Below are 12,855 nucleotides of genomic sequence, written 5' to 3'. Positions count from 1 at the left end.
CGACAGATCCTGCACGCTCAAGCGGCGCGGATCGTCTGGAGGAAGCGGGCCATCTCGGCGCCCAGGCGTTCGGCATCGTGCGACAGGGCGGTCGCGGCGGTGAGCACCGTATCGGCGGTCGTTCCAGCCTGCTCGGCGGTACCGGCGACCCCGGCGATGTGCGTGCTGACCTCGCCGGTGCCCTGCGCAGCCTGCGTGATGTTGAGCACGATCTCCTGCGTGGCTGCGCCCTGCTCCTCGACGGCCGCCGCGATGGACGCGGCCGCCCGGCTCATGTCCTCGATCCGGGTCGTGATACCCGAAATGGCGGCGACCGCCGCAGCGGTGGAGCCCTGGATGACGTCCACATGGCGCGTGATGGCATCGGTCGCTTCCTTGGTCTGCCCCGCCAGGACCTTCACCTCGGCGGCCACCACCGCGAAACCTCGGCCCGCCTCGCCGGCCCGCGCCGCTTCGATGGCGGCGTTGAGCGCCAGCAGGTTGGTCTGCGCGGCGATCTTGGCGATCATCCGGACGACGTCGCCGATCTGGTCGGCGGCCCCGTTGAGCGCCCGGACCAACTCCGTGGTCTGCGTCGCGTCCGCGGCGGCCCCGTTGGCCATCTCGGCGGTCTTCTCGGCCTGCCGTCCGACCTCCTGGACCGACGCGCCGAGCTCGTCGGCGGCCGCGGCGATCATCCGGACGTTCGACTGCGCCTGTTCGGCCGCGCCGGCCACGCTGGTCGTCTGGCTCGCGGTCTCCCCGGCGACCCGGCTCATCTGATCGGCCGATCCCCGGAGCCGGACAGCCGCGGTGGTCACCGCACCGACGATACCGCCGACCGACGCCTCGAAGCTCTGCGCCATCTCGTGCATCACCGTCCGGCGCTGCTCCTCAGCCGCCGCGCGGAGCTGCGCAGCCTCCACCTCCATGGATTGGGTGCGGAGCATGTTGTCCTTGAACACCCGCAGGGCGCCCGCCATCGCGCCGAGTTCGTCGCTCCGCGCGTCGGACGGTACGGCGACGGCGAGGTCGTTCTCGGCGAGCTGCTCCATGGCGCGGGTCATCCGGGCAATCGGCGCCGCGACCCGGCGCAGGATGAACCATACGATGCCGAGCGTGAGGACGGCGGCCACGGCGACCGCGACGATCACGGCGATCCGGGAGGCGTCGCCGATGCCGTCGGCCATCGCGGTCTGTTCGGCCGCCCGGGTCTGGCGGTAGCCGAGCACGGTATCCACCGCCTGCGTGAAGCTCGCGGACTCGCTTTGGAGCGCTGTCGTGAACACCGCGTCGGCCAGGTCCCGCTCGCCGGCCCGATCGAGCGCCGCCGCTTCGGCCTCGACCGCGAGAAAATGCTGCCACGCATCCCGAAGGCTGTGCGCGAGGCTCTTCTCATCGGAGCCGACGACGGTGGGCGCATAGGCGCTCCAGGCGTTCGAGAACGCCTCCTGTGCCGTGTCGATCTTGGCGCGATACGCCTGCCGCGCTGCGTCTGACTGCGCGTGATGGGCAAGGACGTCCAGGGCACGCAACTCCTGGCTGAGCTGCTTCATGGTGCCGAGGATCGTGACGGCCCGAACCTCGCTGGCAATCGACCGATTGGTCTCGTTGATCAGGCTGATACGGAAGACGGAAAACGTCCCGATCCCGATGGAAATCAGAAAGAGCGCACAGGCAGAGCCGATGATGATCGATCGCAGATTGATCGTTGAGTGTCGCGCACGACCGCGCTCGGAGGACGCCATCCAGAGTGATTCCACGTCTTAAGAGGCCTGCGCTTATCGCGAAGCTCCAGTGGAATCAAATGTTTTTGCCTAGGTAATGAAGCAGTTCGATCTCTAATGTTCGCTAGGATGAGAGCATCGAATATATCTATGGGCAAAAACCCATGCGATTGAAGTTGATATTGATGATATTTACAAGGGAAACTCTCTGAGCGAAAGCTGATAGACGTTCCACCGTCTTGCCTTTCCAATGGCCCTGCGATCAGGAGAGCTGAAGCCGGCGTGAGCAGAGCCGAGCCACACATGCGGGACTGTCGCGGCGTTGCGGGTCCCGCACGCCCCAAGAGCGTTGCACCTTACGACATAGCGCGGCCATCTGCCTTGGATCGCCCGACGATCCCGGCGGGAATTGCCACGTTTGGTTGCCCAACCGCTGGCTCTGATGCGTTGACGGTTAGAACTGCCAAGCCGGTGCGAACCGCGTCTGGTAGGACGAATTGGCAAGGCCCCAGATCGGATCGACCATCTTGCCGAACGCTTCACGGGCCAGGAGCGCCATCCGCGTGCGAATTTCCTGCGGGATGTCGGGTTTCGCCAGGATGTCCAGGCAGCTTTTCAGGCAGGTCCGGTATTGCCCGGTGTTGAACGCGTTGGCCGCGTGCTCGTCCAGCAGACCGTACTGATAGATCCACGCCTGTATGAAGAGACCGTCGTTGGCCATCTGAGACGGCAATCCGGCCTCGGCATAATGGAACCCGTCGACATAGCGACGATGCCGCCTGCAGCACCGGCTCGCCCCATGACGCGCTTCGGCGCGGTCAGGCCGGACTGCGATGGCGCGGTCATACACGGCCAAGATACGCGCGATGGGCTCTTGCTTTGCTTCCATGATGTAGGCGGCGCTGAGGAGGCTGATGTAGACTTCCTCGTCCCAGAATCCGAGTTCGGCACGCTTCAAGTAGTAGATCAGAGACCTATCGAAGTCTTCGATGTCTCGATAGCTTTGTGCCAGATAAAACGTGTAGCGCGCAATGAGAAACGGGTCCGTCTCCGTTTTCAGTGCATTCTCTAGAATTTTGGCATCGCGCGCGTAGGTTTCCGTATCGAGATGCCGGGCCCCGTCTTCGCCACGGCGCATCGCGAGCGGCAGAGCGTCGCATCTGGCGACCCCCGGACAATTGAGAAATTCGTGGACTACGCCGAGGTAGCGCCATGGATACGCGTTGCTGACCAACTGTATGCGCGGGTAGCGCGTGAATTTATCCAGGATCGTAAACTCGTAAGCCGGCGCATCGAGCTTCGGCAGGGTGAAGCCCGCCGGGACGACCAGCTCATCATCGGCATCGATGATCAGCGAGTACTGCGCGTGCGGTCGGGCCAAGCGCAACGCTTCGCTGCGGTTGTGGGCAAAATCGACCCACGGCCGCTCCACGAGGGAGCCAGGCATGTCCGCCATTGCTGCGCGGATGATATCCTGGGTGCCGTCGGTGGATCCGGTGTCGACGATGACCCAATGATCGATGATCGGCCTGACCGTCGCGAGACAGCGCTGAATAACGTGCGCCTCATTCTTGACGATCATCGTGAGACAGATCGTCTGCTTGGACGATTTCATAATCCGAAAACCTTTTCTCGCAGGTCATCGATCGCCTGCAGTTTTCAACGAGCTCTCTAGCGCATGCACTCGGCCTTAGCAAAGGTCAGGGATTTCACCTGTGAGTTACATGAGCAGTAAGCGATCGATATCTGCTCCGATTGCGGCAAATATAATTCGCGATCGTATCGGACATACTTATTTAAAACGGAAATTAACTGTCGGTTATGTGCGGCGTCGGGAAACTTGTGACGCAACATCCCCCAAGGGATCCGTGTGTCTCCCAAGAGCGGAATCGGACTCATCGCAGCGTTCGGAACGGATCCGACACGCATCAAGCCACGCACAACCGGATGCAGGAACGCGACCGGGCCGCACGGCCCGGTCGCGTTTCATTCCGCGCCGTCAAAAAGGTCGCACCGCGCGTATGTCCCGCGCGACAGGTTGCGAGGATGAAGATGGTTGACCGTATTTTTTGAACGCGTGATGGTCGCGCACCTATCACGCGCGTGATCGAAGCCAGACGCATCATCGCTTTTCGCCCGGAGAGGGCCTGCATGGCACAGGATCACGACAGCGACGTGCGGCTGGATGCCCTTGAGGCAGACAATGCGCGGTTGAGACATCTTCTCGATGCGGGCGGGATGCCCGACGGGCTTCGCCACAGCCTGCGCGACACGATGGCCATGCTCCGCGCGGTGCTGCGGCTCTCGGCCGATACGGCGGAGAGTGTAGAGAGCTACGCCACGCACCTCGAAGGGCGCCTCGACGCGATCACCCGCGCGCGGATCAGCCTGGACATGTTCGGCGAGATCAACCTGCACTCGCTGCTGTCCGACGAGTTGATGGTCCATCTCATCCGCGAGGGCGATCAGGCGGAGCTGGCGGGCCCGACGATCCGCCTTCGGCCGAAGGCCGGTCAGGTGCTGGCGCTCGCCGTGCACGAACTCTGCAGCAATGCGGTCGAACACGGTGCCTTCGGATCGTCCGAAGGCAGGCTCGAAGTCGCTTGGTCGATCGATGAATGCGGCGCCGGGAAGCCGAGCGATCTGTGCCTGATCTGGAAGGAGACCGGCGGCAGCGATGTCGGGCAACCGGAGCGGCACGGCTTCGGCACGCAGGTCCTGAACGATATGCTGCGCTACGAATTGAACGCGCGGGTCGATCTCGCCTTCGAGCCCGACGGCCTGCGCTGCACGGTGCGCCTGCCCTTCGTGCAACGGATCGGCCGCACGATCGACGAGGTCGGCTCCGAGGAGTTCGGCGAAGCGAACTGACACGATTGCCGGCAGAGTCCCGCCCGTCTCGGAGCGCCGAAGCCGGGCGGGGTGGCGGTGGCGTCAGCCCATGGATCGCGAAGCCTCGCGCACCTGTCGGGTCGCATGGTCGAGGCGCGTGCTCGTCTCGGCGATCGTGTCCATGCCGGCGGTGATCGCCGCGATGCCCCCATAGGCGGTCTGCAGACGGCTCGACATGTCCTGTGTCACCACGGACTGCTCCTCCACGGCCGATGCGATCGCCGACGAGACCGCGTTCAGCGTCTCGATCGTGTGCCGGATCGTGCCGATCGCAACGACGGCATCGCGGGTCGTCGACTGGGTGGCGGCGATCTGCCCGCGGATCTCGTCGGTGGCGCGGCCCGTCTGGAGGGCCAGGGTCTTGACCTCGCTGGCCACGACCGCGAAGCCGCGCCCGGCCTCGCCGGCGCGCGCGGCCTCGATCGTCGCGTTCAGCGCCAGCAGGTTGGTCTGCGCCGCGATGCCGGAAATCAGCCCCACGACATCGCCGATCTGTGTCGCCTGCTCGCTCAGCCCGGCGACGATCTGGCCCGTGCGCTGCGCCTGCTCGACCGCCTGTCCGGCGACGCCGGCCGCGTGGACCACCTGTTGGCTGATCTCGTTGACCGACAGCGACAGCTGCTCCGAACCCGTGGCCACCGACCGGATGTCGTTCGACACCATGCTCACCGTCTGAGCGGCCTCGCGTGTCTGCCGGCTCACCTCCGCGACGGCGCCGCCGATCGCATCGAGTTCGGTGCCGACGGCCTTCCGAATCTCCGCCCGACGCTCGCGCGCAACGACCTGTTCGGTGATGTCGGTCGCGAACTTCACGACACGGACCGGGCGGCCCTCTCCATCGGTGATGGGATTGTAGGTCGCTTGGATCCAGACTGCCCGCCCGCCCTTCGCCACGCGCTTGAACGCGCCGGACTGGTATTCGCCGCGTCCGAGCGCAGCCCAGAACGCGCGATAAGCCTCACCGGAACGCTCCCCCTCGCTGACGAACAGGCTGTGGTGGCGGCCGACGATCTCATCGAGTTCGTAGCCCACCGCCGCCAGAAAATTCGGGTTGGCGCTCACGATCGTGCCGTCGAGCGAGAAGGCGATGACGGCCTGCGAGCGGTGGAGGGCCTGGATCTGCCCTTCGAGATCGAGGGCACGCAACTTCTCGGACGTGATGTCGGTGGCGAACTTGACGATCTTGATCGGCTTGCCGGCGTTGTCGAGCACCGGATTGTAGGTGGCCTGTATCCAGACCTCGCGCCCGCCCTTCGCGATGCGCTTGTATTCGGCGGTCTGGTATTCGCCGCGGCGGAGGCGCTCCCAGAACTGCAGATAAGCCGGCCCATCCCGAAGCGCGGGTTCGACGAACAGGCTGTGGTGGCGTCCGCGGATCTCGTCGAGGGTGTAGCCCATGGCGGCCAGGAAGTTGGGATTGGCATCCAGGATGGTGCCGTCGAGCGCGAATTCGATCGTCGCCAGCGAACGGCTCAAAGCCGCGAGCTTGGCACGCTGATCCCGTCGTCCCGTCAGGCGTCCGAACATGGTTTCCTCCGAGGATCAGGGTGGCGCGACGGCCGGTCGGGTGCCTGCAATGGATTCGGACCTGCTCTCTTGGCGCGAAAGCTGATCCATGTTGCAAAGCATCGAGCACGCCCCCTGAGGCGTTGGAACTCCATATGATCTCAGCTATTACGCTTCTATTAAAGCAGCGGAACTAGTATATCGGTCTTCGCTATATACGAGTAAACGGCAATCCAGTTCGACTTGCGATTGTATCGACTTGTCGTGTGTTACTAACCGTGTGTGACCAGACGCGCCGCCGTGTCGACGGACCGCGTTCCAGCCGCCGCCCTGTGCGGGGATCCGATCAGCCGCGCCGGGCGATCGTGGCCTCGATCCGGCCGTACGGCTCGTCGGTGGGCAGGAAGACGGCACAGCCTTGGTCGAGCCCGAACGGCCTGAGGTCGATCGGCAGGTAGTGCTTGTTGGGCATCACGAAGGCGATGTCGGCCAGCTCCGGTATCTCGGCGAGCGCCGCTTCTCCCATCCGATACATGCTGTCCTGAATGCCGCGGCTATATGTCGTCGCGAAGACCCGGAGCAGGATCGCGAGGATGCGCGCATTCGCGGGGCCGTAATCGGCCGGCATCGCCGCCCAGGACCATGTCGCGTCCATGCTGGTGGCGGCGATCCGGTCGGTGGTGTCGGGCAGGGTGCGGTACTGGTCGTCGACGAAGCCTGTCCAGCCGGATTGCGTGGTCTTCATGAAGGTGAAGCCGCGCAGGCCCGAGCGGAGGGTCGATCCGGCGCGGTCGGCGGCCAGCCCTACGAAGCCGAAGCCGTTGCCGTCGCGGGTGAAGGTGTGGCCGTGCGGCACGCCATCGACGGCGTGGCGGAGCCAGCGGGTCTCTTCGGACTCGATCGAGACGGCCGTGATTTGAGGGTAGGTTTCGAGGAGCACCCGCGCCACCGCGGTGACGAACGCCTCCGCCGAAAAACCGGATGTCGGGCCGCCGTCACGTTGGCGATGTTCTTGACGCTATCGGTGGCGATGCAGGCCCGGTTGTCGCCCTCGGTCCAGGCGGGATCGAAGGCCCCGGTCAGCATCACCGAGAGCGTCAGTTCGCGCGGGACATGGTGCTCGCCGTCGCGGGCGAGACGCAACACCCGGACACGTTCCTTTCCGTAGCGCGCGGCCATCAGCGGCATGGTGGTCTCTCGATGAGCAGGGCAGGCGCCGAGATTAGGATGAGCGGCGGCGTGATCCAAGCACGGCCCACGCCGCCGCGACTTGACCGGACCGGCGGACCGGCACGCATAGTGCGAGGCTGAGGGTCTCCATTCTTCCGGACGGTGAGCCGTATGGATCTCAACACCGTCGAGGCGGTTCTCCGGCCGCAAGGCCGGTTCGCCTTGCCCGACTGGCAAGACGGCGATGCCTGGCTGGCGGGCGGGACGTGGCTGTTCTCCGAACCGCAGCCGGCGACACGTCGCCTGGTCGATCTGGCCGGTCTCGGCTGGCCCCCGCACGCGATCGGGCCGGGTGGCCTGACGCTCTCGGCCACCTGCACCTTCGCGCAGCTCGACCGGCTGGACCTCCCGGCCGCGTGGAGCGCGGCGCCGCTGATCGGGCAATGCTGCCGCGCCCTGCTCGGCTCCTTCAAGATCTGGAACACCGCGACGGTGGGCGGCAATCTCTGCCTTGCCCTGCCGGCCGGGCCGATGATCGCGCTCGCCGTGGCGCTGGAAGCGCGGTGTGGGATCTGGGCGCCGGACGGGACCGAGCGGGCGCTGCCGGCGGGCGATTTCGTGCTCGGTCCGCAGCGCAATGCCCTGCGCCGCGGCGAGATCCTGCGCAGCCTGCACGTCCCGGCGGAAGCCCTGACGCGGCAGACAGCCTTCCGGCGCATCAGTCTCAGCCCGGCCGGCCGGTCCGGGGCGCTGCTGATCGGCACGCGGGATGCGCGCGGCGCCTTTGCGCTCACCGTGACGGCCGCCGTTCGCCGGCCGATCCGCCTCGCCTTCGAAGCGCCGCCCGGCGACGCGCATTTGGCCGACGCCCTCACGGCCGCGATTCCCGATGCGCTCTATCACGACGACGTGCATGGCCGGCCCGACTGGCGGCGCCACGTCACGCATCTCCTCGCTCAGGAAATCCGCGACGCCCTGGGGGAGGGTGGCCGATGCAGCTGACGATCAACGGGGCCCGGCACGCGGCCGAGCCGCGGCCGGGCCAATGCCTGCGCACCTATCTGCGCGAGGCCGGCTGGTTCGGCGTGAAGAAGGGCTGCGACGCGGGCGATTGCGGCGCCTGTACGGTCCATCTCGATGGGGCACCGGTGCATAGCTGCCTGATCCCGGCTTTTCGTGCCGAGGGCCGGACCGTGACCACCATCGAGGGCCTTGCCGGCCCCTCTCGACCGGGCGACGCGGACGCCGATGCGATCCACCCGGTCCAGGCGGCCTTCCTGGCGGCGCAGGGCTTCCAGTGCGGCTTCTGCACGCCCGGCATGATCATGACCGCCGCCTGTCTGGATCAGGGCCAGCGGCGGGATCTCGACACTGCGCTGAAGGGAAACCTCTGTCGCTGCACCGGCTACCGGGCGATCCGCGACGCGATCGCGGGCATCGGCCATGTGGCGCACACGCAGACTGGGACCGACCCGGTCGGGCAGAGCGTCCCGGCACCGGATGCGGCGCCGGTGGTCTCCGGGCGGGCGCCATTTACCCTCGATCTGCCGACCGGCGACGCCCTGCACCTGAAGGTGCTGCGCTCGCCATACGCCCATGCCCGCGTCGTTGTGGTCGACACGGCGGCGGCCCGCGCGATCCCCGGCGTCGTCGCAATCCTCACGCACGCCGACGCGCCGACGTGCCGCTTCTCGACCGGCCGCCATCAGGATCCCCGGGACGACGCCGCCGACACGCGCGTGCTCGATCCGATCCTGCGCTTCGTCGGGCAGCGGGTCGCCGCGGTGATCGCCGAGACCGAGGCGGCCGCCGAGGCGGGATGCCGCGCGCTGCGCGTGACCTACGAGACGCAGCCCGCGCTGCTCGATCCGCGCCGCGCCCTCGAAGCCGATGCCCCCCGGGTTCACGATCCCCGCGACCGACCCGGTGCCGATGCGCCGCCGCTGGATCGCCACCCGAATCTCGCCGCGGAGGTTCACGGCGAGGTCGGCGACGTCGCGGCTGGGCTCGCCGCGGCCGACCACGTCTACACGCAGACTTTCCTGTCGCAGCGTGTCCAGCATGCCGCCCTGGAGACCCATGGCTGCGTCGGCTGGCGTGATCCCGATGGCCGCCTGACGCTGCGGACCAGCAGCCAGGTGCCGTTCCTGACCCGCGATGCCCTGTGCGACCTGTTCGACCTGGAGCGGGATGCGGTGCGGGTCGTCTGCGGGCGTGTCGGAGGCGGGTTCGGCGGCAAGCAGGAGATGCTGACGGAGGATCTCGTCGCCCTGGCGGTGCTGCGCACCGGCCGGCCGGTGCGCTGGGAGCTGACCCGGCAGGAGCAATTTATCGCGACCACGACGCGCCATCCGATGCAGGTGACCGTCACGGTCGGTGCCCGCCGGGACGGGACGCTCACGGCGATCGACCTCGACGTGCTGTCCGACACGGGGGCCTACGGCAATCATGCGGGCGGCGTGATCCACCACGGCTGCAACGAGGTGCTGGCCGCCTATCGCTGCCCGAACAAGCGGGTCGCGGGCCGCGCGGTCTACACCCACACGGTGCCGGCCGGCGCCTTCCGGGGCTACGGCCTGAGCCAGACAGTCTTCGCACTGGAATCCGCCCTGGACGAGGTCGCCCGCCGCCTCGGGATCGATCCATTCGCTCTGCGCCGCCGCAACGCCGTTCGGCCGGGCGACGCCATGGTGTCGAGCAGCCTGGAGCCGCACGACGTAGTCTTCGGCAGCTACGGGCTCGACCAATGCCTGGATCTGGTGGAGACGGCGCTGCGAGACGATCCCGGGCTCGAGCCGGAGCCCGGCTGGCGCGTCGGCACCGGCATGGCGATGGCGATGATCGACACGATCCCGCCCCGGGGCCACTTCGCCGACGCCCGGATGAGCCTGGACGCAGACGGCACCTACATCGTCCGGGTCGGCACCGCCGAATTCGGCAACGGCACCCGCATGGTGCATCGGCAGATCGCGGCCTCTGCGCTGCGCACGGACCCCGAGCGCGTGCGGGTCCTCGGCGCCGACACGGACGCGGTCGGCCACGACACCGGCGCCTATGGCAGCACCGGTACCGTGGTCGGCGGCCTCGCGGTGCTGCGCGCCGCCGGGGCCCTGGAAGGGCAGATCCGTGCGCGGGCGGCCGCGTTGTCCGACTCGGCGGCCGAGGCCTGCCAGCTGGCCGGCGCCGCGGTCGAGACTCCCCGCGGCCGAATCCCGCTCGCCGCGCTCGGGCCGCTCGAAGCCGATGGGCGTGCCGAGGGCAGCCCGCGCTCGGTGTCGTTCAACGTCCAGGCCTTCCGGGTGGCCGTGCGTCCGGAGACCGGGGAGGTGCGCATCCTGCGCAGCGTCCACGCCGCCGATGCCGGGCGGGTCGTCAACCCGATGCAGTGCCGGGGCCAAGTCGAGGGCGGTGTCGCGCAGGCGATCGGTGCCGCGCTCTACGAGGAGGTCCGCCTCGACCCAGAGGGCCGGGTGATCACGCAGGCCTTCCGCGATTACCACATCCCCGCCTGCGCGGACGTGCCGGACACGCAGGTCCTGTTCGCCGAGACCTATGACAGCGTCGGACCCCTCGGGGCCAAATCGATGAGCGAATCGCCCTACAATCCGGTCGCGGCGGCCCTCGGCAACGCGATCCGCGATGCGACCGGGGCGCGGCTGACGGCGACGCCGTTCGCACCGGACCGGATTTACCAAGCCGTCGCGGCCGCCCTGCACGGGAAGACCGGATGAAACACGGCACGATCCCAGCCGTTCCCCGGGCGCGGGGCCTCCTCGAACGCACCTTCCGGCTCGCCGAGCATGGCACCACCGTCCGCACCGAGTTGCTGGCGGGACTGACCACCTTCCTGACGATGGCCTACATCGTCTTCGTCAATCCCAGCATCCTGGCCGATGCCGGCATGCCGCGGGGCGCCGTCTTCGTGGCGACCTGCCTCGTGGCGGCGCTGGGCTCCGCCATCATGGGCCTCTACGCCAACTATCCGATCGCCCTCGCGCCCGGGATGGGGCTCAACGCCTACTTCACCTACGTGGTGGTGCAGGGCCTCGGCTTCTCCTGGCCGGCTGCCCTCGGGGCGGTGTTCATCTCCGGCCTGTGCTTCCTGATCGTCACGCTGACGGGCCTGCGGGCGATCATCGTCGCCGGCATCCCGCGCTCCATGCGGATCGCCATCACGGTGGGGATCGGCCTGTTCCTCGCGATCATCGCGCTGAAGAATGCCGGACTCGTCGCGGCGAGCCCGGCGACCTTCGTGACCCTCGGCGATCTGCACAAGCCCGAGGTCGTTCTGGCGGTGATCGGCTTTCTCATGGTCGCGGTCCTGGCGGCCAGGAAGGTGCGGGCGGCGCTGCTCTCCAGCATCCTGACGGTCACGATCCTCAGCTTCGCCGTGGCGGGCAACACCTTTCAGGGCGTCGTCTCGCTGCCGCCCTCGATCGCTCCGACGCTTCTCGCCCTCGACATCCCCGGCGCCCTGTCGGGCGGCCTGCTGAACGTGATCCTCGTCCTGTTCCTGGTCGAGCTGTTCGACGCCACCGGCACGCTGATGGGCGTCGCCAACCGCGCGGGCCTGCTCACCGAAGGCCGGATGCGCCGCCTCGACCGGGCGCTGATGGCGGATTCCGCATCGGTCTTCGCGGGCTCTCTGCTCGGCACGTCGAGCACGACCGCGTACCTCGAAAGCGCCGCCGGGGTGGAGGAGGGCGGTCGCACCGGGCTCACCGCCGTGACGGTGGCGGTGCTCTTCCTCGCCTGCCTGTTCTTCGCACCCTTGGCGGCCGCGGTACCGCCCTACGCCACCGCGCCGGCGCTGTTCTACGTCGCCTGCCTGATGCTGCGCGACTTGGCCGACCTCGATTGGGACGATCGCACCGAGGTCATCCCGGCCTGCGTCACCGCGCTGCTCATGCCGTTCACCTTCTCGATCGCCATGGGCGTCGCGTGCGGTTTCATCACCTTCGCGGCGCTGAAGCTGCTCGCCGGCCGGGCGCGGGAGGTGAAGCCGGTGGTCTGGGTGATCGCCGCGCTCTTCCTGTTCAAGTTCGTCGTCGTGGGCGGAGTGCATTGACCGTCCGCCCCGTCGGCGGGCGATCTCAGGCCTCGGTGAACGTCCGTCCGCTCGCCGCGGCATGGAGGGCCCGGGCGTCGCGGGCACGGCGCAGCGCGGCGGCCGCCTCGGGATCGCGCAGGCGGCGTGCCACGCAAGCGAGCGCGTTCAGGTTCTCGCCCTCTGTGGCCGCGGGGAGCAGCAGGAGGAAGACCAGATCGACCGGCCGGTCATCGACGGCGTCGAAATCGATCGGATCGCGCAAACGGGCCAGGATCCCGTGCGGGCGCTCCACAGCGTCGAGACGGGCATGGGGCAGCGCGATACCGTCCCCGATCCCCGTCGAACCCAGATCCTCGCGCCGGAGCAGGGCCGGCAGGATCGTGGCGGCGTCGATGCCGAGCGTCCCGGCCGCGCGGCACGCCAGATCGTCGAGGAGCGCCGTCTTGTTCGCGGCGCGCAAGCCCAGGAGGGCATCGGCCGGCGCGAGGATGTCGTCGATGGTCATCGCGGTAGGGGTCGCAAGCAGGCTGG

At 67.8% G+C, this 12,855-nt stretch carries 8 protein-coding genes and 1 pseudogene; 4 read left to right on the top strand and 5 right to left on the bottom strand.

Annotation, left to right across the window (positions count from 1 at the left end; translation table 11 throughout):
* Positions 1-17 precede the first annotated feature (17 nt).
* Together AAHG09_RS00145 and AAHG09_RS00140 are read right to left on the bottom strand one after the other, a co-directional pair.
* A complete protein-coding gene (locus AAHG09_RS00145; RefSeq protein ID WP_342104290.1) occupies positions 18-1,727 on the bottom strand; it encodes a methyl-accepting chemotaxis protein in 1,710 nt (569 codons plus the stop codon).
* Positions 1,728-2,160: 433 nt separating this feature from the next.
* Positions 2,161-3,288: a glycosyltransferase gene (locus AAHG09_RS00140; protein WP_342104288.1), complete on the bottom strand. Its 1,128-nt coding sequence runs from the start codon at positions 3,286-3,288 to the stop codon at positions 2,161-2,163.
* Between the two features lie 569 nt (positions 3,289-3,857).
* On the opposite strand from AAHG09_RS00140, the gene AAHG09_RS00135 reads away from it, so the two are divergent.
* Positions 3,858-4,577 (top strand): HWE histidine kinase domain-containing protein, encoded by a 720-nt coding sequence (locus AAHG09_RS00135; protein ID WP_342104285.1) that lies wholly within the window; start codon positions 3,858-3,860, stop codon positions 4,575-4,577.
* Positions 4,578-4,640: 63 nt separating this feature from the next.
* Here the strand turns inward: AAHG09_RS00135 and AAHG09_RS00130 are convergent, their stop codons facing one another.
* Entirely contained in the window at positions 4,641-6,125 is a 1,485-nt protein-coding gene (locus AAHG09_RS00130) for a methyl-accepting chemotaxis protein (protein WP_342104283.1), read from the bottom strand.
* A gap of 325 nt (positions 6,126-6,450) precedes the next feature.
* Positions 6,451-7,292, bottom strand: a pseudogene (pucL, locus tag AAHG09_RS00125) (factor-independent urate hydroxylase).
* 153 nt (positions 7,293-7,445) lie between these two features.
* On the opposite strand from pucL, the gene AAHG09_RS00120 reads away from it, so the two are divergent.
* Genes AAHG09_RS00120 through AAHG09_RS00110 form a run of 3 tightly spaced genes read left to right on the top strand, consistent with a single transcriptional unit; the run spans position 7,446 to position 12,342 of the window.
* On the top strand, positions 7,446-8,276 hold the full coding sequence (locus AAHG09_RS00120) for an FAD binding domain-containing protein (RefSeq protein ID WP_342104281.1): 831 nt from the start codon (positions 7,446-7,448) through the stop codon (positions 8,274-8,276).
* Entirely contained in the window at positions 8,267-11,005 is a 2,739-nt protein-coding gene (locus tag AAHG09_RS00115; RefSeq protein ID WP_342104279.1) for a molybdopterin-dependent oxidoreductase, read from the top strand. The genes AAHG09_RS00120 and AAHG09_RS00115 overlap by 10 nt, the downstream gene beginning before the upstream one ends.
* Positions 11,002-12,342 carry an NCS2 family permease gene (locus AAHG09_RS00110; protein WP_342104277.1) on the top strand — a complete coding sequence of 447 codons (1,341 nt, stop codon included), beginning with the start codon at positions 11,002-11,004 and terminating at the stop codon, positions 12,340-12,342. The genes AAHG09_RS00115 and AAHG09_RS00110 overlap by 4 nt, the downstream gene beginning before the upstream one ends.
* 25 nt (positions 12,343-12,367) lie before the next feature.
* On the opposite strand, the gene AAHG09_RS00105 is transcribed toward AAHG09_RS00110, so the two are convergent.
* Positions 12,368-12,829 carry a PTS sugar transporter subunit IIA gene (locus tag AAHG09_RS00105; protein WP_342104274.1) on the bottom strand — a complete coding sequence of 154 codons (462 nt, stop codon included), beginning with the start codon at positions 12,827-12,829 and terminating at the stop codon, positions 12,368-12,370.
* Between the last annotated feature and the right edge of the window lie 26 nt (positions 12,830-12,855).

The sequence above is a fragment of the Methylobacterium guangdongense genome, assembly GCF_038442355.1.
GTDB lineage: Bacteria > Pseudomonadota > Alphaproteobacteria > Rhizobiales > Beijerinckiaceae > Methylobacterium > Methylobacterium guangdongense.
Note: the sequence above shows the minus strand (reverse complement) of the source record. Positions and strands in the feature narration are given on the sequence as shown.

Bases quoted from the DNA above. Each gene is read 5' to 3' on its own strand.
- AAHG09_RS00145 (WP_342104290.1), bottom strand. From the start codon at position 1,727: ATGGCGTCCTCCGAGCGCGGTCGTGCGCGACACTCAACGATCAATCTG.
- AAHG09_RS00140 (WP_342104288.1), bottom strand. From the start codon at position 3,288: ATGATCGTCAAGAATGAGGCGCACGTTATTCAGCGCTGTCTCGCGACG.
- AAHG09_RS00135 (WP_342104285.1), top strand. From the start codon at position 3,858: ATGGCACAGGATCACGACAGCGACGTGCGGCTGGATGCCCTTGAGGCA.
- AAHG09_RS00130 (WP_342104283.1), bottom strand. From the start codon at position 6,125: ATGTTCGGACGCCTGACGGGACGACGGGATCAGCGTGCCAAGCTCGCG.
- AAHG09_RS00120 (WP_342104281.1), top strand. From the start codon at position 7,446: ATGGATCTCAACACCGTCGAGGCGGTTCTCCGGCCGCAAGGCCGGTTC.
- AAHG09_RS00115 (WP_342104279.1), top strand. From the start codon at position 8,267: ATGCAGCTGACGATCAACGGGGCCCGGCACGCGGCCGAGCCGCGGCCG.
- AAHG09_RS00110 (WP_342104277.1), top strand. From the start codon at position 11,002: ATGAAACACGGCACGATCCCAGCCGTTCCCCGGGCGCGGGGCCTCCTC.
- AAHG09_RS00105 (WP_342104274.1), bottom strand. From the start codon at position 12,829: ATGACCATCGACGACATCCTCGCGCCGGCCGATGCCCTCCTGGGCTTG.